Genomic DNA, 21820 nt, shown 5'->3' with positions numbered 1-21820 from the left:
TACTTTAGTTGAAAAGTTAATATTATATCTTTAATATATTTGACTTTAGATATAAAATAATATATGAGTAAATTATTCAGATTTTAGTAAAAATTTTGGCTAATTTTAATAATATAATTTATAATGGATAGTGACAACAAAGGTTAGGAGTAGCTAATGATGAGTGAAAAAAAAGAGATTCAGGTTATTGAGTATGAGAATGGAACTTATACGGGTGAAGTTGTTAATGGTGTAAGAGAAGGTAAGGGAAAATTTGTTATGAATAATGGTGCAGTTGCCTACGGGGACTGGGTAAATGATTTTATGCATGGCGAAGGAATTTATAGAAGTTTTAATGGAGAAGTAATCTATGAAGGAAGCTTTGTAAATGGAGATATGGAAGGACCTGGAGTTCTTAGGACAGAAAATGGGGATGAATTTGAAGGTATTTTCAAAGATGGGAAGTTAAATGGTCAAGGGACAATAAAAAACTCAGCAGGACAAATTTATTATGAAGGAGAGTTTTCTGATAATAAAATGCATGGTTATGGTATATTAAGCCTATTAGATGATGAGGAAAGATATGAAGGTGAATTTGTTGATGGAATCCCTACAGGAGAAGCTACATATTATTTCAGCAATGGTGATAGACAAGAAGGATTCTTTCTTAATGGGAATTTAGTTAGTGGAAAAGAGTATAGAACTAATGGGGAAGTAATAGAGATTGATTATGAAGAAGATGATGAAAGTAACGACAAGAGTGAGAGCTTAGAAGAATTATTAGAAGAATTAAATTCTTATGTTGGATTACATAGTGTGAAGGAAAATGTAAATACCTTAATAAATTTAATTAATATGCAAAAAATAAGATCAAAGGCTGGTCTTAAAGTAATACCTATGACATCACATCTTGTATTTACAGGAAATCCAGGAACAGGTAAAACAACAATAGCAAGACTTATAGCTAAAATATATAAAAGTATGGGCTTATTAAAGAGTGGACATTTTATAGAAGTGGACAGAACTGATTTAGTTGCTGAGTATGTAGGACAAACTAGTAAAAAGGTAACAGAAAAAGTAAATGAAGCTATTGGTGGAGTTTTATTTATAGATGAGGCATATACTTTATATAAAGATACAGCTAATGATTTTGGTCAAGAAGCTATAGAAACTCTTCTTAAATTAATGGAAGATAATAGAGAAGATCTTGTCGTAATAGTTGCTGGATATGAAAATGAAATGAGAAAGTTCTTAAATTCTAATCCAGGATTAAAATCAAGATTTAAAGAATTTATAAAGTTTGAAGATTACAATGCAGAGGAATTAAATGAAATATTTGAAGGACTTTGTGATAAAAATCAATTTAAGTTATCAGAAGAAGCTGCAGAAAAGATGAAGCAATTCTTTGAAGAAACTGTAGAAAATAAGACAGAAAACTTCTCTAATGGAAGATTTGTTAGAAATCTATTTGAAGATATGATTAAAATCCAAGCAAATAGATTAATGGAAAACAAAACAATGGATTTTGAAAATGTAGAAGAAATGCAAATGATAACGTTAGATGATATAAATAAGTTAATAGGATAGTAATTTACATATGTTTAGAAGCAGAATTTCATTATTTGGAATTCTGCTTCTTTTACAGTATATCAAATTACAGATACATCCTCTCTACCTTTTATCTAGCTATATAGGTTCATCTATAGATATAATTGAGGTTAATTAAACTAAATACAAATTAACTTATTGTTAATTTTATCCTTATAATGGTTTAGATGGAAAGTAATGAAGTATAATTGTTTGTGATGATTTATCTGATAGCTAAAGGTTGTAATATTCCTATCTTCTATAAGTAGGAGATAAACAGTCTCACGCTTCTAGATAATTTTGGACTAAGTATTCAGATGGAGCCCTAACTCTACCTGAATTAAGTCTATGTTTATAGGGGGATTGTATGCAGAGTTTTACAAAGAGTTTTAATATTATGAAGCTTATATTAGCAGTAGGGGTTATATATCAACATACAGTAGGATGGTTATTAGAATCAGATAAAGCTAATGGATTTACAACTTTAGTATTTGGAACTATATTTAATTTTACTAGAATAGCAGTTCCTAGTTTTATGATTATTAGTGGATTTCTTATGATGATGAATTATAAAAATTTATCTATAAAAGATTTTTATAAGAATAAACTTACAAAGATACTTATAGTGTACATATCATCTGTGGTTATCTTTTCACCAACTAAAATATTTACAGGGAAATACTCTATTTCTCTATTTATAAATGATATTTTATTTGGGTCCTCTTTTTCGCATTTGTGGTATCTTAACACTCTTATAAGATTTTATTTATTGTTTCCATTATTCCTTTGGTTAGTTAAATTTATATGCAAGAATAAACAGTGGATAGTAATATTGATTTTATTAGGAATAATACATTTTATAATTATAAGCCAAATACATAATTTAGAGAGTGTATTACCAAGTTTGTATTATAAGTATAGAGATAGAAGTTTAATTATATGGTTATATTATTTTATATTAGGGGGAGTTATTTCAGAAAAAGCAGATTGGACAGCTATGATGTTAATTAAATTTAGAAATATAATATATATCTTTACAGGTGGATATTTTATTTTTTATAATTCCATTATTTTAAATAATCATTGGAAGGGTGGAGCTGTTAATTATTTAATAGGGGCACCAAATTCTAAAATAAATTTTATTTACAATATAATAGGATTTTTTTCTTTATGGTTATTTGTAGAATATAAATATAATAAGATTAGTTTTTTAGAGGAAAAGTATTTTAAATTTAATTTAGAGTTATATATAAGTCATCCCATAGCTATAGGAATTGCAAATGTTATTTTGTATATTTCTAGTTTTTATATAAATTATAATATCTATATAGTTTTATTATTTTTATTAACTTGCATTATATCACTGAAGTTAAAGGAATATTACAATAAGCTTATTACTGTGCCAATGAATAAAATTTTTATTAGAAATAAAGAAAGAGAAAAAATTTTGACTTAATATAAAAAAATAAAGAGAGAAATTAAAATGCCATAAGATGAATAAAGTAATTTCTATAAATGAATTACTTTTATGGGTTAAGGTATTTTAAATGTTAAAGGGGTTATATCTATAAGTTTGATATAGCCCCACTATGTTTTTTAATTATGTCCTAAAAATATAACAGCAATGATGAATAAGGCAAAAACTATCCAAAATAATTTACCCCCAGTAGATGCACAGTTAATTGTATAACCAATACCCATTCTTTTTGGAACAAAAGTTGATGGATTATTTTTATTATAGTAAAAAAGACCACCAAATTTATAAGAAGAATCATCATCTATATAAATATCTTCTTCATCCCCATTAATTTTATTTGTGCTTGTGTGATTATTATGAACAAATAAAGGGATTGATATTAAAATAACAAGGATTGGTAGTAAAACTATAAGGATTAAACTATAAAAATTCATTTTAGTTAATCCTATTACAGCTAAGTTTGTATATAGCAATATAGATGATACTATAAAATTAGTTAAAAGAGTAAAGATGGATGTGTTTTTTTTCTCTTTTAATATATAATTTTTTGCTTCAGAAATACTACCTCCATTTAGTTTTTCAGGTTTTTTTATGTGGTTTTTAACACTAGCAAATGTCATGAAAGTAACAAATAAATTTACAAGAGGAAGTATAAGAACTTGTAATTTAGTGCTTAACTTAGAGCCCATAGCAAATTCATCTGCACCATTAAAACCAAAATGAAGGGGTACTTCATTTGGAAGCTTGTTAATTAATAAAAGAGTTAAAATTAATGATATTATTCCCATAATAAGTGGAATAACAAACCAATAAAGGTTAATATATTGAGAATTTTCTGGTGATTCAATGGAGACATAAACTTTTTTAGAAGAAAGTTTACTCCAATTTTCACTATTTTTTATATTTAATAATTTCTTATAACCAATGTAATAAAAGATTATTGAAATAACTGCAATTCCAACTGTGGATGTAACCATTGCTAATTCTAAGTTAATATTTCCTAGAAAAATACAACTTAGAATAAATAAAGATATGGAGGCTAGTGAAAAGTTTATTTTATATTTGTTTTTCAAAGCAAGTATTTTAGAATCATTACTGTAATCTTTAGGGAGCCTTATTCCAAATAAAAGTCTTCCTTGACCTTTTAAGTCATTAACATAGTAGCAAGCCATAAAAATAGATAAAAGTATAATCATATTAACAATTAAGTTTAGTATTAAAGTTGTCTTTTCCATAAAAATTACTCCTTCATATATTTAGAAAAAATATTATTAATTTTATTTATGACTAAATCTTTTTCTATACCCCTAGCTACAGATTGAGCTATAAATATTTCTAATTCTTCATCTAAAGTATTTTTGAATTCTTCATTAAAATTTTTAAAAGCATAGCTTATTAATGCCCCCTTTCTTCTATCAATTTTTACATAGCCTTCTTCCTTTAAGATATTATATGCTTTATTAACTGTATGCATATTTATATCTAATTCATTAGCAAGAGTTCTAACAGATGGAAGAGAGGTATTTTCTAGCAATTCTCCTCTAGCTATAGCCTTTATTATTTCATTTCTTAGTTGGAAGTAAATGGGAACGTTGCTTTCAAAATCAATTTTAATTAATATAGTTATCACCCTTTCTATCTGTTATATATAATATAGAACAGATAGAGCTTAAAGTCAATAAAAAAAGAGTATCTATTACTAGAAATGGATTTTTTTGTATAGACACTCTTTCTAATATGTATTTATTTTTCTAAATTCAAAGCTTTATTTTCTCCTATAATATCCTTATACATAAAGTAGTATATTGATACAATATAAGGTCTAACATAAAAATAAGCTAATCCAAAAGTTACTACAATTAATAAATCCCAAAGAATTAAACTCAATGACATAACAACTATTCTTTTTAAATTTTTAAAAGAAATTTTAAAAGCTTCTGTAATGATAAAACCAATAGAAGCATTAGGATTATCTATTATTATGTAATTAAGAAATATCATAGGAACTTGGATAAATAGAGCAAACAAAAATAATAATATTGAAGTTATAGCTAATAATCCTACAGAGTTAAAGAAAAAAGACATTACCATAAAAAATATAGTAGGAAGCATAACTAAAAATATAATTAAAGAAAATAAAAAGGTTACTATTATAGATTTTGTAATTAAATTTGAATTAGGAATTCCTTCTTTAAAGGATAATTTTTCATTACTATTACAAAGGGTTGTAATAAATAATGTTATGGATAAGATGAAAATAGCACTAAGAACTATTCTTAGTAAGGCACCAACAAAAGGTATAAGAGATAATAAGATATTGAGTGGAATGAAAATAATGGTAGCTATAAATAAAAATAGTGCTGCATTACCTCTTTTTCCTTCTAAAGCTGATTTAGCTTTGTCTTTGATTTCTATTCTAGTCATAAAAAAACCCCCCTTTATATAGTATATATTACTATATAAAGGGGGGTTTAATATGAATTTATTGTTAATTTATAATTAATTTTATAAATTGAAAGTTAATTTAGATAAAGTTATGATTTTGTCTAAACGTGTAGTGATAGTTATTTAGAAGGGGAAGGTACTTATAGAAGAGAGGAGTATTACAGGAGTTATCTATGAGATAAAATATGTAAAAGAACCTAAATGTTAACTTTTGTTCATAAATAGTTATTAATTATTTATTATATGAACAAAAAATCCTAAAAAAATAAATTTTTATAACATATTAGTAAATTTATTTATTAATATATAAGTAGAATAAACAATTATTTTATTATTTTCTTTTATAATATTTTAAAAATTAATAAATATTTCCTGTATTTATTAACTATATAAGTTATTATCTATTTATTTACAAATATTCAAATTTACTTATACAAAAAATATATTATTTTACTTTAATTATAATAAAAGGTTAATACGGAAGTTGAAAGTAATTGTTAAGAGTATTATTATTGAGAAAAAAGAACATGTTTCTAGAGACAACAAGAGTTTTACATTTATGGAGGGATTTTTTTTAATGAACAGAGCAAAGTTACTAACAATAATATGTGCAGCAGCATTACCAGTGATGATACCAGGAGCTATGAGCTTAAAGACTACAGCTAACAATACTTCAGCAGTTAGTCAAAGCCTTAATAAAAGTGAAAATATTACTCTTTTAGTTTCTAATAATGGAAATAATAAAAGTAATAATGAAGAGAATAACAATTCACAAACAAATGTAGAGAGTAATATTGAAGAAAGTGCTAGTGCTAACTCAAAAGCAGTTAGCAAAGATTCATCATCAAATATAACTAAAGAAAATAGCAAAACTTCAACTTCAGCAAAAAATGATAGTAAGAATTTAAAAGAGAGTACTAGTGAAAGCAAAAGCAATTCTACAAAAGTAGAACAACAAGGAAATCAAAGTGGACAAGCATCAAAGGAATCAAGTAATGGAGTAAAAAATAATTCAGTAAAAGTTAAAAATGTTAGTAATAATGGAGAAAATTCTAATAAAGGAATTGATGGTGGAGAGGTTGAAGTTGCTTATATAGGAACTCCAATCAAATCAGGTAGTGGATATGCTGAAGAACAAGTTCCAGAGCTTCAACAAAAATTATACAATTACTTATCATCAACAGCAAATCAAGAGGCTGTTATGAAAGAAGCTGTTAATTTACATGGTGGAAATGCTAGTGATACATGTGTATATTTCTTAGCTACAGCTCTTAGAAATATAGGGGTAGATATTCCTACATCTACTGCATATACAACAATATTAGAAGGTAATCTTCTATCTAGAGGTTGGGTAAGAAGTACTAACTTAGATGATATACAAAAGGGTGACATATGTTTTGCAGGACCATATCACGTTTATGTATTCATGGGATGGAAGGATAAAGAAAAAGGATTAGCTTATATTGTTGATAACCAAGCTGCTGCTTATGGAAATTCACATTATCATGAAAGAAATATAAATGGGCAAAATCCAGAAAATGAAGATCAACATCAATATCCTACTACTTGTTTTTATAGATATTCAGGTAACAAAGTTAATTTTCCAAGTAAGAATACAGTAATGCTTGGAAATGTTACTTCAGGAACTTTAAATGTAAGAGCTTCTGCATCTGATAAAGGAGAAATTCTAGGAACATTAAGTTATAATACAGAGGTCAAAATAATAGATCAAGTAGGAAATTGGTATAAGATACAATATAAAAATGGTACAGGTTATGTTTATGGTATAAACATAAGTCCTAAAAAAATTGTAACTGGTGAAAATATAAATCCAGATAATTCTACCAATAAACCAGATAATAGTACACCAGCACCAGAAGCAAAGGAAAGTGGAGTTGTAACTGCAAATGAATTAAATGTAAGAGCAGGTGCATCAACTAATTCAGCAATTATTGGTTCATTGAAAAAAGGTGATAAGGTTGGAATAATTAAAAAAGAAGGAAACTGGTATGAAATAAATTATAATGGAAGAATAGCTTATGTGAGTGCTGATTACGTTCAGGTTGAAGCACAAAATAAACCTGAAGTAAAACCAGAGGAAAAGCCGGAAACAAAACCTGAAGTAAAACCAGAAACAAAACCAGAACAAGGTCAAACAATGAAGGTTAAAGTTAATTCTCCAATAGGATTAAATTTAAGAGCAGGAGCAACAACAAATAGTGCTGTAATTACAGTATTACCTAATAATGCAGTAGTAAATGTAATTGAAAGTTCAAATGGATGGTACAAGGTAAATTACAATGGTAATACAGGATGGATATTTGCACAATACACAACAGTTGTAAGCAATCCAAGTAATGGCGGAAATACAGTAAAACCAGAAGAGAAGCCCCAAGTAAAACCAGAAGTGAAACCAGAGGGATCAACTTCAGTAACAAAAGTTCAAATAACATCTCCTATAGGGTTAAATGTAAGAACTTCTCCAAGTACATCAGGAAATGTAATAACTGCTATACCAAATAATGTAGTTGTTAGTGTAATAGAAAGTTCAAATGGGTGGTATAAGGTAAATTATAATGGAACTACAGGATGGATTTATGGTGCATATACAAAAGTAATAAGTTCCACTGGAAAACCTGAAAATAATACTCCAGAAAGTAAGCCTGAACAAAATCAAGCTATGAAAGTTAAAGTTAATTCTCCAATAGGATTAAATTTAAGAGCAGGAGCAACAACAAATAGTGCAGTAATTACAGTATTACCTAATAATGTAGTGGTAAATGTAATTGAAAGTTCAAATGGATGGTATAAAGTAAGTTATAATGGAAGTGTAGGCTGGATATTTGCACAATATACAACAAATATGACAAATAATAATACATCTAACAATACTACTAATAATAGTGTATCTAAAATTAGAGTTAATTCACCAATAGGATTAAATCTTAGAACTGGAGCAGGAACAAATAATAGAATTATATTAGCAATTCCCAATAATGGTGTAGCTACAGTTCTTGGAAGTTCAAATGGATGGTATAAAGTAAATTATAATGGTAATATAGGGTGGGTAGATGGAAATTATGTAAATGCTATTTAATAGCATAGAAAAAAGTGATCTTATCAATAGATAAGGTCATTTTTTTATTCTAAATTTTTCAAGGAACAGGTTTTAAAAGCTGAGTTATAAAATATATCTATAGATAATATTTCCAAATGAAAAGAAAAGATGAAGAAAATTAATTTGTTAGTAAAATAGTTTGATAATAAAAATAAATTGTTTTATTTTTATCAAATGTATATTATAATTTTATTATAATATATTTAAAAATGTTGTATATAATTGAAAAATATTATGAACTCTATTTACTACTATGAATTAATGAGATATTACTAAAGAAAACAAGGTGGGAAATAAATGAATGATATATTTAAATTATTAGCTGAAAATATGATTTTTCCAATGTGGATAAAGGATTCAGAGTTGAAATATATTTTCGCTAATAAAAGTTATGCAGATTTAAATGATAGAACTGTTGATGAGATTATAGGATATAAAAATGAGGATATTTTCGAACCAGCCACTTGTGAGATATTTACTGCATGTTCTAAAGCTGCTTTAGAAAGTGGAGAGGTTGTAGCTGGTGAGATGTATACTAATAAAGGCTATAAATATGGAACTATAGTTCCTCTTAAAGACGAGCATGACAATGTTATTGCTATATATGGAATTTTCCTTGATATAGGAGATATAAAGGAAAAAGAGGAAGAGATAGAATTTCAGAAAAGATTAACTAAACAAATGATGGATTTGCTTCCTGGAATTGTGTTCTTTAAGGATAGAGAAAGTAGATATGTTTATGCAAATAAGGAATGTCGTGATTTTTATGAGCGTAATATAGGTGTGAATAATATAATAGGAAAAACTGATTTAGAAATAAATAGAGAAGGATATATAGAAAACGCTATTAGCTTTTTTGAAGAAGATAAAGAAGTAATAGAATCTAAAAAAACAATACATAATGAGATGGTTTTTAAAGAAAAAGACGGAAATGAGTTAATAAAAGAAGTTGTAAGAATACCTCTTATAGGAAAAAATGGTGAAGTAAAAGGAATAATAGGACGAGCTTTAGATATTACAGCAAATAAAATGATACAAAAAAGATTAGAATATTTAAGTTATACAGATATATTAACAGGTGTTAATAATAGAACATCTTTTGAAGAAAGAGAAGAGGAATTTAGTAAGAAAGAAAATTTACCCTTAGGTCTTATTATGGGAGATGTTAATGGACTTAAAATACTAAATGATACTTTTGGTCATCGAGAAGGAGATAATTTATTAAGAGCCGTAGCTCAGGTTTTAAAAGATTCTTGTGATGGAAAAGGAGAAGTTTTTAGAGTTGGTGGAGATGAATTTGTAATATTAGTTCCTAATAGTTCAATTAAAGAATGTGAAAAATTAATTGAAGTTATAATAGAAGGATGTAGAGCTTATAAGAGTGATTTATTTAATATAAGTATATCTTTAGGGGCAGCAGTTAAGGAAGATTCAAATAAAGATATTTATGAAGTTATTAAAGAAGCTGAAGATAAATTATATATGAAAAAGCTTTTACAAAATAAGAGTGTCAAAAGTTCAATATTGAATTCATTAAAAGTTGGTTTAGGAGTTAGAAGTGTAGAGACAGAGCAACATACAGAAAGAGTTATGAGTAGTGCCGCCAAGGTTGGAGAAAAACTAGGTCTTGAGAGATCTACTATTGATGAGCTTACCATAGCAGCAGAATTACATGATATAGGGAAAATAGGAATATGTGAAAGTATACTTATAAAGCCAACAGCATTAACTGATGAAGAATATGAGGTTATGAAAACCCATTCCGAAAAGGGATATAGAATAGTTATGGCTTCAAGTGAATTAAAAGATGTAGGTGAAAGTGTATTGTATCATCATGAAAGATGGGATGGTAAAGGATATCCTATGGGATTAAAGGGAGAAGAGATACCTTTATTGGCTAGAATAATAAATGTTTGTGATTCTTATGATGTTATGATTAATGAGAGATCCTACAAGAAAGCAATGAACAAAGAGGAAGGAATTAAAGAATTACAAAGGTGTGCAGGAACACAATTTGATCCTAAAATTGTTGATATATTTATAGAATTGTTAAATGAGGAAGCGGAGAATTAAAAAGAGTTTTATTATAAGGAGCATTTCAAATGTGGATTTAAAATCCATTCTTTGATGATAGGCTCCTTTCTATTTATAGAAGAGTTGAATATACAGATATTAGTCATCAATAAATAAATATAGATTTAATCTAGGTGGAGCTTTGACTCAATCTAAATATTTAGTTACAGTTATCTAGAAGCATGAAGCTGTTATCTCCTATTTATAGAAGATGGGAGTGATAGCCTCTAGTTATTAGATAAATTACTGTAAGATAAATTTTAGAATTAAAGTATCTATAGGAATTATTGTAGAAAAATATAATGAATGATAAAAAACTAGTTTTAAAAATTTTTAATATCTATTATAATTTTATTTGAAAATAAAGTTGTACTTTATTTATTAGGCTTAATTTAATATAAAGTAGAAAATGTAATTCATATAGAATTTTACACAGTTACGAATATTTATTATTATAAAAGAGAGATATTATATCTCTTTACTGGAATAATTTTATATTTTTTTGATATAAGTGTATAAAAATATTATAAAATATAAAAAAATTTTTACTTATGATGAGTAGGGTGGGGAAATAAATGGAAGATATATATAAATTATTAGCAGAAAATATGGTTTTTCCAATGTGGATAAAAGATACAAATTTAAGATTTATTTTTGCTAATAAAAGTTATGCTGATTTAACTGATAAAAAAGTTGAAGATATAATTGGTTATACAAATGAAGAAATTTATGAGCCAGAAATTAGTAAGGTTTTGACTAAGTGTTCAGCTGCAGTTTTAGAGAGTGGTGAAATTAAAATAGAAGAGTTATACATAGATAAAGGCTATAAAAAGGGTATAGTGATACCTTTAAAAAATAAGGAGAAAGAAATTATAGCTATATATGGAATAATAACAGATGTAGGTGAAATTAAGGAAAAAGAGAAAGAAATAGAATTTCAAAAAAATATAACAAGGCAAATAATGGATATACTTCCAGGCATGGTTTTTTGTAAAGATAAAAATAGCAAATATATTTATGCAAATAAGGAATATAGAGATTTTTATCAAAAACGAGGATTTGATAATATAATTGGAAAGAATGATTATGAGCTAAATATTGATAAAAAACAAATTGAGGAGTTTTTAGAAGATGATAAAAGAGTAGTTTTATCAAAAGAAACTATATGTAGAGAGATAGTATTAGATGAGGAAGATAAGGAGAATGTAAAAGAAGTTGTAAAAATGTCTCTCTTAGATATTAATGGTAATGTGAAAGGAATAATAGGAAGAGCTCTTGATATTAGTGAAAGTAAGCGGATACAAAGCCGATTAGAATATTTGAGTTATACAGATATTTTGACGGGGACTAAAAATAGAACATTTTTTGAAGAGTGTGAAAGAGAATTTAATAATAAAGAAAATTTTCCACTAGGAGTAATAATGGGGGATGTAAATGGATTAAAATTAGTGAATGATACTTTAGGGCATAATGAAGGGGATAAGCTCTTAAAAGCTGTGGCAAAAGTATTAAGAGAAGTTTGTGGTGAAAGTGGAAAAGTCTTTAGGTTTGGTGGAGATGAATTTATAATAACAATAAAAAATACTTCACTAAAATATTGTGAAGAATTGGAATATAAGATATATGAGAGATGTAAAGAACATAATAATGACTTATTCAATATAAGTATAGCTTTAGGAACAGCTGTGAAATATAACAATAAGAAGGATATATATCAAGTAGTAAAAGAAGCTGAAGATAAAGTATATAGGAAAAAATTATTGCAAAATAGAAGTATAAAAAGTTCTGTTTTAAATTCCTTAAAAATAGGCTTAGGAATAAGAAGTGTTGAGACAGAACAACATACAGAGAGAGTAATGATTAATGCTATACGAGTTGGAGAAAAGTTAGGACTTGAAAGATCAGTAATAGATGAGTTAACAATTGCAGCTGAATTACATGATATAGGGAAAATAGGAGTGAGTGAGAGAATATTACTTAAACCAGGAGCTTTAACAGAAGAAGAATATGAGATTATGAAAACTCATTCAGAAAAGGGATATAGAATAGTTATGGCATCAAGTGAATTAAAAAACATTGCTGAGAGTGTTCTTTATCATCATGAAAGATGGGATGGAAAAGGTTATCCAATAGGGCTTAAAGGCGAAGAAATTCCTTTGTTAGCTAGAATAATAAATGTTTGTGATTCTTATGATGTGATGACTAATATAAGGGTATATAATAAAAAGGCTAAAAGTAAAGAGGATGCAATAAAAGAACTTAAAAGGTGTTCTGGAACACAATTTGATCCTAAAATAGTAGATATATTTATTAGTATATTGCTAGAATAGATAAAGTGACTCTATATAGGTTGATGAAGAATCACCCTATATAGAGTCTTAGTTTTAGTTTATACAAGTATAGAAATATAGTCTTTTTCAAGGGTACTTTTATTTAGACTAGTTCTATATTCACTTAATAAACCTTCATATTCAATTGTTAGATTATCTAGTTCATAAAAATCTAAAGGAGTAATCAAGTAATAAGGTTTATAAAAAATATCTACATCAGCTTCTTCTAACAAATAAGCTACAAATTGTGAACAAACATATTTTTTATCATTTTCTTTCGGTTCATTATATAGAAATTTAAGTAATGCTTTGGCGTCATATTTAAATTTACGTCCATTTTCTTTGAAGTAAGTTAATTTCTTTATTAAAGTTTTATATTGTTCATTACTTAAATTAATAGAGTAAACTCTACATAGGGTATTAAATTTCTTTTTATATAAACCGTCATCAATATATTCTCTAACAAATCCAGCGAAAATAGGATTACTAACATGTAATCTTCCAAAAGAATAAACTTCATCTAAATTTTTATCTAAAGCAATTGAAACATGGGGGTACGGTACTTTTGTTTTTTTCTTTATTAAATATGATAACATGGTGCCTGTATAGGTAGATAAAATATATATTTTTTTCAAAATAGAACCCCTCCATTAAAAATTACAATAAAGTCTTGACTAAAATTTAGATAGAATTAAAACTCTATCTAAAACTAAGTCTTAATTTATTTTTATATTAATTAATTTGAATAATATTACAAAAATAAATTAATTAATCAATATTAGTTAAATATTATTTTATAGAAATAATATGTAAAAAGTATAAAACTAAGATAAAAAAAATGTTAATTTTTAGAAGAGTACATATTAATTATTGTAATTAAAAAGAGAATGTATCAAATTACAGATACATCCTCTCTGCCTTTTATCTAGCTATATAAGTTCATCATTTGTGACTACTCACTTACGAAACTATTGTTCAAAAATAAAGAGCTTCTAGTGCTAGTTCAATAGTCACAGCATTTTGCAACTATATAGCTATCTCGGTAGATGAAAAAAATATATTTATCTTAGAGGATGTAATACTCCTATCTTCTATAAGTAGGAGATAAACAAACTCACGCTTCTAGATAAGTTTGACTAAGTATTCAGATGGAGTTAAAACTCCACCTGAATTAAGTCTACGTTTATAAAAATAGATATATCAAGTTCTAATGATGTATTTTTAAGTGACTATTTTTTATTAAAAATTATAAATTTAGAAATAAAGAAATTTAGTATACCTGTTAGAAAGGATGCAATAATGCTAACAATATTTGCCCAAGCTTCAATGGAAACAAATGAAACTGATATTTTGGTGAATTCTGATATTATCACAGCTTCAATAAGAGATAAACAACCTAATACAGCAGCATATTTAAGGTAATCTTTAAGTCCACTTTTAGACTTAAATGTTACCTTTTGATTTAAAAAATAACCAACAGTTGAACAAATTAAAAATGTTATAGTTTTAAATAAGTAATTTATATTTCCGCTATAAATACCTGTAAGCCACCACAATAAATTCATAGTTCCTATTTCTAGTAAAGTGTTACTTGTTCCTACAAAGATAAATGCAGTAATTTCTTTTATAGAATTTTTAGTATTATGTGTAACTCTTATATCTGAGATATTTTCTTTAAGAGTGCTATTCACTATTATGTCCCCCTTTGTAAGTGTTTTATCATCAGTAATATTCTAATTTTCTATAAGTCTAAGACAAAGAGATAGAATTTATATGTTAATTATAAGATGAGTATTCTTTATTAGATATTGAAAAACATTACTTTTAAATTACAATTTTGTAATCTTGAAAAAAATAGTAGTTATAGAATTAGTTATATAATTAAATTTATGAAAGTGTTATAATTTATAATAATATTTGTAATTAAATGGAGGAATAAGTATGGAAGTAATTATTAGAGCAATTCATATTAAAGATGCTAAAGATATTAATGAAATGAGAGTTATGGATGGGGTTAAGGAAAATATTTTATCTATAACTAGTGAGAGAATTTCTAAATCAGAAGAATTTATAGAATCTCTAGGGAATAATGATCATACTTATGTAGCAGAAATTTTTGAAAATGGTAAAAGTAAAGTAGTTGGAATTTGTGGACTATCTATTTCTCAAAATCCTAGATTAAAACATTGTGGAGTAATTGGAATTATGGTTAATAAAAATTATCAAAAAAAAGGAATTGGGAGAATGCTTTTGGAAAAAGTAATAGATTTAGCAGATAATTGGCTTATGCTTGTTAGATTAGAATTATCAGTTTTTTGTGATAATGAGAGAGCCATAAATTTATATAAGTCTTTAGGGTTTGTTGAAGAAGGAATAAAGAAGTATGCTGCAATTAGAAATGGTAAATATGATGATGAATTCATAATGGCAAGATATAATAGAAATATAGTTTAATTAATACAAATTTTAAATTGGTGCAAGGAGAGTCTTAAAAATGGGAGAAAAAAGATTTAAAACTATAGAAGGTATAAAAAACACTATAATAGATAACTGTTATTATCTTAAGGAGCCAATTTTAATTGAAGCAATATATTTTTCAGGGGTTAAGAAGGATGATGAAGGATATATAAACTTTATAAGAAGGATAGTTATAAAACCAGAAAAATTAGATTTTAAACCAAGTATTATTAAAATGATGGTTGATGATGTTATTGAAAATTATACAGAACTGCTTTTAGATATTTAAACGATTTATTAATACAATATTTCCATTTTATATATTTTATATATAAGAGAAAAAGGTAAAATATAATTGTTGAATTTTATAAAAGGAGTAAGAGGATGTATGGATAATTATGCTAACAATGAATTAATTAAAGATTTACTAAAACTTAAGAAAAAGTATAATTTAATAAACATAGAGGCAGATGCAGAGTGTAAAGAGGATATTGATGTTGAAATTCATGATAGGGAAGTTAAAATATTTGCTTATGAAGATGATGAATTAAGAATGATAACATATAATATTAAGGATGATAATGAATTAGAGTTTATTTGTAAAAATTAAAAAATATAAATATGAAAAAAAGTGTTGATTTTTATCAGAAATTATAATATAATTTTTACGAGACATAGTGCAAAACACTATATGCCTTGAGAGGTTGTCCTTCGCCGGTACCTCTCAAGGCTTTTTTATTTGATGACTATATAAATTGAGATTTAATTTAGAAAGAGTTTTGACTCTAGTTGAATTTTAATGAAAGCTACATAAGGACATGTATTTCTTTATTTCTAACTTATAAAAGATTGGAATAAAGAGAGTAATCGATAGATAAAAATTATTGTATTAAGCGAACAATAATTTCTTCAACTTTTCTATAACCAATCTTTGCTACTGTAATTTGTAGATTTTCATATTTAAAAGACTGATCTTTTTTTGGTAAATAACCAAACTCTTCGATAACCCAACCATTTATAGTTTGAGATTCATATTTTTCTTCATCTACATTTAAATTGAAGGTCTCAAAAAAATCAGATAAACTAGCTGTACATAATACCAAATATTCATTATCATTTATTTTTTTGAAATATTCTATAATATCATCATGTTCATCCCAAATCTCACCAACTAGTTCTTCTAATATGTCTTCTAGAGTGACAATTCCTTCAGTTCCTCCAAATTCATCAACAATAACAGCCATATGATTTTTGGAATATTGGAAGTTTCTTAAAAGTTCAGAAATTTTAGTGTTTGGGGTAGTACAAATTATAGGCTTTACTAGAGTTTCTATATTTGAATCATTATCAAAAGATTCATTATAGATATCCTTTTGATGTATTACACCTGTTATTTTATCAATAGTATCTATATAAACTGGAAGTCTAGAATAGCCTGATTCACGGAAAAGTTCTTTTGCTTCTTTAATAGTACTTTCCTTAGGAACTCCAACTATATTAACTCTAGATGTTATTATTTCTCCAGCATCTAAGTCATTGAATTCTATAGCTGATTTTATTAACTTACATTCATTAGAACCAATTCCACCATCATTTTCAGCTTCTTCTATAATAGTAAGGAGTTCATCTTCTGTAATAGCAGCATTTTTTTCTACCTTTATCACTATAGATAATAATTTTTTTAAAAGTACAAAAAAATAATTTATAGGTCCTAATATTAACATAAGGACTTTAAGAAAAGGTGTAGCAAACATAGCAAACGTTTCAGGAGATTCCTTTGCTATACTTTTAGGAGATACTTCTCCAAAAATAAGAACTATAATAGTCATAATTATACTAGATAAGCTAACACCGAAATCTCCATAATATTTAGTAAAAATTATAGTTGCCAAAGAAGCAGAAAGGATATTTACTACATTATTTCCTATTAATATTGTAGATAAAATTTTATCAAAATCATTTGTTAATTTTAAGGTTTCATTTGCTCTTTTATTATGGTTATTAGCTAAATTTTTAAGCCTGATTTTGCTTAAGCTAGAGAAAGCTGTTTCAGTTGCTGAGAAAAATGCAGAAAATAAAATAAGAATAGCAATTGAAATAATCAGGGTAATAGTACTGTCATCCATTAATTAGTTCACTCCTAAATTAAAAAATTTTATTTAAAATATAGTTTATTTATTTTAATATACGTTGAAATTCTTTAGATAATGACTAAATAATATATAAATTAACAGGTGTATATAGTGCTATAAGATTTATAATATTAGGGAGAGGTTCTTTATTTTATGAATTATTTATTATAATAAAAAAATAGTGTTGACTTTATCACTAGTTAGTGATATATTATGAGTAAGGAAAATAAACAACAAATAAAAATAAATAAAGTAAATTGACATAAAATAAAAATTTTAAGTAATTGTCACTAATTAGTGTTAAATTTAGATATTTAAAATTTGTAAGAAAGGAAGAATACTAATGAAAAAATTTAGAACTATAGAAAAAGCGTTTAAAGGATCAGGATTTCATATGGTAGGGGATGGATTTAGAGTATCTCAATATATTTCACCAGGAAGAGAAACAGCAGAACGTTTATCTCCATTCTTATTATTAGATTATCATGCACCACATTATTATGAACCATCGGCAGTAAGAAGAGGAGTTGGTGCTCATCCACATAGAGGATTTGAAACAGTAACACTTGCTTATGAAGGAAAAGTTGAACATCATGATAATAAAGGAAATCATGGAGTTATAGGACCTGGAGATGTTCAATGGATGACAGCAGCATCAGGAGTAATGCATAAAGAATATCATGAAGAAGAATTTAGTAAAAATGGTGGAGTTCTTCATATGGTTCAATTATGGGTTAACTTACCTAAAGACCAAAAAATGAGTGAACCTAAATATCAAACATTACTTAAAGAAAATATGGGAACTTTAAATCTTGATGATGATAAAGTTGAACTTAGCATTGTTTCAGGTGAAGTTAATGGAGTAAAAGGACCTGCAAGTACTTTCACTGATGTAAATCTTTATAACATAAAATTAAAAAATGTGGGAAAGATAACATTAAATGAGCCAAGTGATTTTAATACAGCAATACTTGTATTAAGAGGAAAAGTTAAAATCAATGATGAAAAGAATTATGTAGAAGATGATTTCATTTTATTTGATAATGTGGAAGGTGAAATTTCAGTAGAAGGAATTTCAGAAGATTCATTAATTCTTGTATTAAGTGGTAAGCCAATTAAAGAAAATGTTGTATCATACGGCCCATTCGTAATGAATACAGTAGATGAAATATATGAAGCTTATAATGATTTTGAAAATGGTAAATTTGGCACAATGAATTTTTAATAAAAGAATTTAAATAAATTATAGGAATAGGAGAACTGAAGATGAGTAAAGTTTTATATATCAAAGCAAACATAAAAGCAGAAGGTGAATCAAGAAGTTTTAAGGTAGCAGATGCGTTTATCGAGGAATATAAAAAGAATAATCCAAATGATGAAATAGTAACATTAGATCTATACAAAGAAAATATAGACTTCTTAAGACCAGAAGATTTAGGAAAATTATTCGGGCCAAAGGACGAAAATAGCAAAAATAATCCAATTTTAAAATATGCATATGAATTTGCAGAAGCTGATAAATATGTAATTGCAGCACCTATGTGGAATTTAAGTATTCCAGCTATATTAAAAGCATATATTGATTATGTAAGTGTTAGTGGTATAACATTTAAATATACGGCTGAAGGTCCAGTTGGACTTTTAAATGGAAAAAAAGCTGTTCATATAGTAGCTAGAGGTGGAGAATATGGTGATGCACCTTATGAAATGGGAGATAAATATTTAAGAACAATATTAGCTTTCTTTGGAATTCAAGATATAGATACTATAGCAATAGAAAACTTAGATATTATGGGAGCAGATGTTGAAGGAAAAGTTAAAGAAGGAATAGAAAAAGCAACAAATGCTGCAAAAAGATTTTAATAACAAATAATATATTGAATTAGATAAAAGTTGATTTCTGTATTAACAGGAATCAACTTTTTTTAGGTAGAAGGTTATTTATTAAGGTCAATATATATGTTATTATTGGTGATAAATGGGAAATGTCGTGGTGAAAATATAAATAGTATGAAATAGACTATTTAGTGAATTTTTAAAATGATAATAGAAAGAGTGATTAAAGAGAGGATAGAAATTATGAAAAATGATTATATGTTAGATTTGGTAGAAACCTTTGGGAAAAACCTAGGAAAAACACTTTTTAATGAAGTAAAAGAAGTTGAAGAGTGGTTTTATAATGAATTATCACTTAAAAGTGGTGAAGCTTTAGAAAAAGGTTCATTTAGTAGAGACGAAGTAGAGCAGGGCCTTAAAGATTTCATTAAAAGCTTTAAGAATTTAAAAGATTAATTTAAAATTATTGAGAATAAAAAATGAAAAAAAATTTCTTTAAAGTATTCTATTTTTAAAATTTTGGTAATATAAAATATATATAAAGTTAATTTTCATTTCAAAGTGCTAAAAAGTAATAAATATAAATAAAAATGAAAATAATTTTCTAAAAATATAAAATTTATATTGATTTATGAAAATTAATGTTATATAATCTAATTAATACAGGTAATAAATGGTAAAAATGAAAGGGGGATATAAGTTGTTAGATCTTATAAAAGGAGGTCTTATAGTATCTTGTCAAGCCTTGGAGGATGAACCCTTATTTAGTTCCTTTATAATGGGGCGTATGGCATTGGCAGCTAAGGAAGGGGGAGCTAAGGCTATAAGAGCTCAGGGAATTGATGATATTATAGAAATAAAAAAAGTTACTAATATGCCTATTATAGGTTTAATAAAAAAATCTTATAGTGATTCTGATATATATATAACAGCTACAATGAAGGAAGTTAAAGCATTAGTGGATAGTAAATGCTGTGAAATGATAGCTTTAGATTTAACTCATAGAAAAAGACCTAATGGTGAAAATGTAAAGGATTTAATAAAGTATATACATGACAATAATATTTTAGTAATGGCAGATATATCAACTTATGAAGAAGGAATAGATGCAGAGAATTTAGGAGTTGATTGTGTATCTACAACTCTTTCAGGATACACAAGCTATTCAAGGCAAGAGAAGAGTCCTGACTTAGATTTAGTAAAGCGTTTAAGTAATGATCTTAAAATACCAGTTATAGCAGAAGGAAGGATACATTCACCAAGTGATTTAAAAAGAGCTTATGAATGTGGTGCTTATTCAGCAGTAGTAGGAGGAGCAATTACAAGACCTAAGGAAATAACAGAAAGATTTATAGAAGAGATAATAATTTAGAAAATAATTAAATTTAAAATAATTTTATTAATATAAAAAAGGGGGATTTTAATAATGAAAGGAATATATACAGCATTATTAGTGTCATTTGATAAGGAAGGAAATTTAAATGAGAAAGGACTTAGAGAAATAGTAAGACACAATATTGATAAATGTAAAGTAGATGGTCTTTATGTTGGAGGAAGTACTGGTGAAAACTTCATGCTTTCTACTGAAGAAAAGAAAAGAATTTTTGAAATTGCTATGGATGAAGCTAAGGGACAAGTTAAACTTATAGCTCAAGTTGGTTCTGTAAACTTAAAGGAAGCAGTTGAATTAGCAAAATTTGCTACAGACTTAGGTTATGATTCCTTATCAGCTGTAACACCATTTTATTATAAATTCGATTTTAGTGAAATAAAACATTACTATGAAACAATAATAAATTCTGTTGATAATAAAATGATAATTTATTCAATCCCATTTTTAACAGGAGTAAATATGTCTTTAGATCAATTTGGAGAGTTATTTGAAAATGATAAAATAATTGGAGTTAAATTTACAGCAGCTGATTTTTATTTATTAGAAAGAATGAGAAAAACTTTTCCAGATAAATTAATCTATGCTGGTTTTGATGAAATGATGTTGCCAGCAACAGTACTTGGGGTAGATGGAGCAATAGGTTCAACATTTAACGTTAATGGAAGAAGAGCTAAAGAAATTTTTGAAGCAGCTAAGTCTGGAAATATAGAAAAGGCGAGAGAGATTCAGCATATAACTAATGACTTTATAACAGATGTTTTAGAAAATGGATTATATCAAACACTTAAAGGATTACTTCAAGAGCAAGGTGTTGATGCTGGATATTGTAGACAACCTATGAAAGCACCTACAGAGGCTATGAGTAAAAGAATTAAAGAAATAAATGAAAAATATTTTCAATAATATATAATATGTAATTAAAGATATGGGGACATGAGATTTGGAAACAGGGAATTTTAAGTATAATTTTCATAAAGTCCCCATTTAAGATTT

19 protein-coding genes are annotated in these 21820 nt (G+C 26.5%); 13 read left to right on the top strand and 6 right to left on the bottom strand.

What is annotated here, in order from left to right; genetic code table 11:
• The first annotated feature begins 159 nt into the window (after positions 1-159).
• Positions 160-1566: an AAA family ATPase gene (locus ARA19_RS05300; RefSeq protein WP_055069927.1), complete on the top strand. Its 1407-nt coding sequence runs from the start codon at positions 160-162 to the stop codon at positions 1564-1566.
• Positions 1567-1933: 367 nt separating this feature from the next.
• Positions 1934-3022, top strand: coding sequence for an acyltransferase family protein (locus ARA19_RS05295; protein WP_055069926.1), 1089 nt, complete (start codon positions 1934-1936; stop codon positions 3020-3022).
• A gap of 140 nt (positions 3023-3162) precedes the next feature.
• Here the strand turns inward: ARA19_RS05295 and ARA19_RS05290 are convergent, their stop codons facing one another.
• The 3 genes from ARA19_RS05290 to ARA19_RS05280 form a co-directional block, all read right to left on the bottom strand.
• Positions 3163-4278, bottom strand: a complete 1116-nt coding sequence (locus ARA19_RS05290) for a DUF5808 domain-containing protein (protein ID WP_055069925.1) — start codon at positions 4276-4278, stop codon at positions 3163-3165.
• Positions 4279-4283: 5 nt separating this feature from the next.
• Positions 4284-4673 carry a GntR family transcriptional regulator gene (locus tag ARA19_RS05285; RefSeq protein WP_242862394.1) on the bottom strand — a complete coding sequence of 130 codons (390 nt, stop codon included), beginning with the start codon at positions 4671-4673 and terminating at the stop codon, positions 4284-4286.
• 113 nt (positions 4674-4786) lie between these two features.
• Positions 4787-5467, bottom strand: a complete 681-nt coding sequence (locus tag ARA19_RS05280; protein WP_055069924.1) for a DUF975 family protein — start codon at positions 5465-5467, stop codon at positions 4787-4789.
• 598 nt (positions 5468-6065) lie between these two features.
• Between ARA19_RS05280 and ARA19_RS05275 the strand changes: the two genes are divergently transcribed.
• The 3 genes from ARA19_RS05275 (at position 6066) to ARA19_RS05265 (ending at position 13009) form a co-directional block, all read left to right on the top strand.
• The gene (locus ARA19_RS05275) at positions 6066-8585 is read left to right on the top strand and encodes an SH3 domain-containing protein (protein WP_055069923.1); all 2520 of its coding nucleotides are present in this window, start codon (positions 6066-6068) and stop codon (positions 8583-8585) included.
• A gap of 318 nt (positions 8586-8903) precedes the next feature.
• A complete protein-coding gene (locus tag ARA19_RS05270; RefSeq protein WP_055069922.1) occupies positions 8904-10679 on the top strand; it encodes a sensor domain-containing diguanylate cyclase/phosphohydrolase in 1776 nt (591 codons plus the stop codon).
• Positions 10680-11254: 575 nt separating this feature from the next.
• Positions 11255-13009, top strand: coding sequence for a sensor domain-containing diguanylate cyclase/phosphohydrolase (locus ARA19_RS05265; protein ID WP_055069921.1), 1755 nt, complete (start codon positions 11255-11257; stop codon positions 13007-13009).
• Positions 13010-13068: 59 nt separating this feature from the next.
• Here ARA19_RS05265 and ARA19_RS05260 read toward each other — a convergent pair whose 3' ends face one another.
• A complete protein-coding gene (locus tag ARA19_RS05260) occupies positions 13069-13644 on the bottom strand; it encodes a hypothetical protein (RefSeq protein WP_055069920.1) in 576 nt (191 codons plus the stop codon).
• A 594-nt stretch (positions 13645-14238) separates the two neighbouring features.
• A complete protein-coding gene (locus tag ARA19_RS05255) occupies positions 14239-14700 on the bottom strand; it encodes a GtrA family protein (RefSeq protein WP_055069919.1) in 462 nt (153 codons plus the stop codon).
• 250 nt (positions 14701-14950) lie between these two features.
• Here ARA19_RS05255 and ARA19_RS05250 point away from each other — a divergent pair, with 250 nt between their 5' ends.
• The 3 genes from ARA19_RS05250 (at position 14951) to ARA19_RS05240 (ending at position 16076) form a co-directional block, all read left to right on the top strand.
• A complete protein-coding gene (locus ARA19_RS05250) occupies positions 14951-15463 on the top strand; it encodes a GNAT family N-acetyltransferase (protein WP_055069918.1) in 513 nt (170 codons plus the stop codon).
• 40 nt (positions 15464-15503) lie between these two features.
• On the top strand, positions 15504-15755 hold the full coding sequence (locus tag ARA19_RS05245) for a hypothetical protein (protein ID WP_055069917.1): 252 nt from the start codon (positions 15504-15506) through the stop codon (positions 15753-15755).
• Positions 15756-15854: 99 nt separating this feature from the next.
• On the top strand, positions 15855-16076 hold the full coding sequence (locus ARA19_RS05240) for a hypothetical protein (RefSeq protein WP_055069916.1): 222 nt from the start codon (positions 15855-15857) through the stop codon (positions 16074-16076).
• 271 nt (positions 16077-16347) lie between these two features.
• On the opposite strand, the gene ARA19_RS05235 is transcribed toward ARA19_RS05240, so the two are convergent.
• Complete coding sequence (locus ARA19_RS05235; protein ID WP_055069915.1) at positions 16348-17592, bottom strand: HlyC/CorC family transporter; 1245 nt, start codon at positions 17590-17592, stop codon at positions 16348-16350.
• A 349-nt stretch (positions 17593-17941) separates the two neighbouring features.
• Between ARA19_RS05235 and ARA19_RS05230 the strand changes: the two genes are divergently transcribed.
• The 5 genes from ARA19_RS05230 to ARA19_RS05210 all read left to right on the top strand — a co-directional run bounded on the left by ARA19_RS05230 (position 17942) and on the right by ARA19_RS05210 (position 21730).
• Entirely contained in the window at positions 17942-18823 is an 882-nt protein-coding gene (locus ARA19_RS05230) for a pirin family protein (protein WP_055069914.1), read from the top strand.
• 41 nt (positions 18824-18864) lie between these two features.
• A complete protein-coding gene (locus ARA19_RS05225) occupies positions 18865-19461 on the top strand; it encodes an FMN-dependent NADH-azoreductase (RefSeq protein WP_055069913.1) in 597 nt (198 codons plus the stop codon).
• Between the two features lie 216 nt (positions 19462-19677).
• A complete protein-coding gene (locus tag ARA19_RS05220; protein WP_055069912.1) occupies positions 19678-19890 on the top strand; it encodes a DUF6483 family protein in 213 nt (70 codons plus the stop codon).
• A gap of 244 nt (positions 19891-20134) precedes the next feature.
• Positions 20135-20806 carry an N-acetylmannosamine-6-phosphate 2-epimerase gene (locus ARA19_RS05215; RefSeq protein ID WP_055069911.1) on the top strand — a complete coding sequence of 224 codons (672 nt, stop codon included), beginning with the start codon at positions 20135-20137 and terminating at the stop codon, positions 20804-20806.
• A gap of 54 nt (positions 20807-20860) precedes the next feature.
• Positions 20861-21730 (top strand): N-acetylneuraminate lyase, encoded by an 870-nt coding sequence (locus ARA19_RS05210; RefSeq protein ID WP_055069910.1) that lies wholly within the window; start codon positions 20861-20863, stop codon positions 21728-21730.
• The last annotated feature ends 90 nt before the right edge of the window (positions 21731-21820 follow it).

Source organism: Clostridium massiliamazoniense (assembly GCF_001403635.1).
Classification (GTDB): Bacteria; Bacillota; Clostridia; order Clostridiales; family Clostridiaceae; genus Sarcina; species Sarcina massiliamazoniense.
The sequence above is the reverse complement of the archived record's forward strand: the minus strand, read 5'-3'. Positions and strand labels throughout refer to the sequence as shown.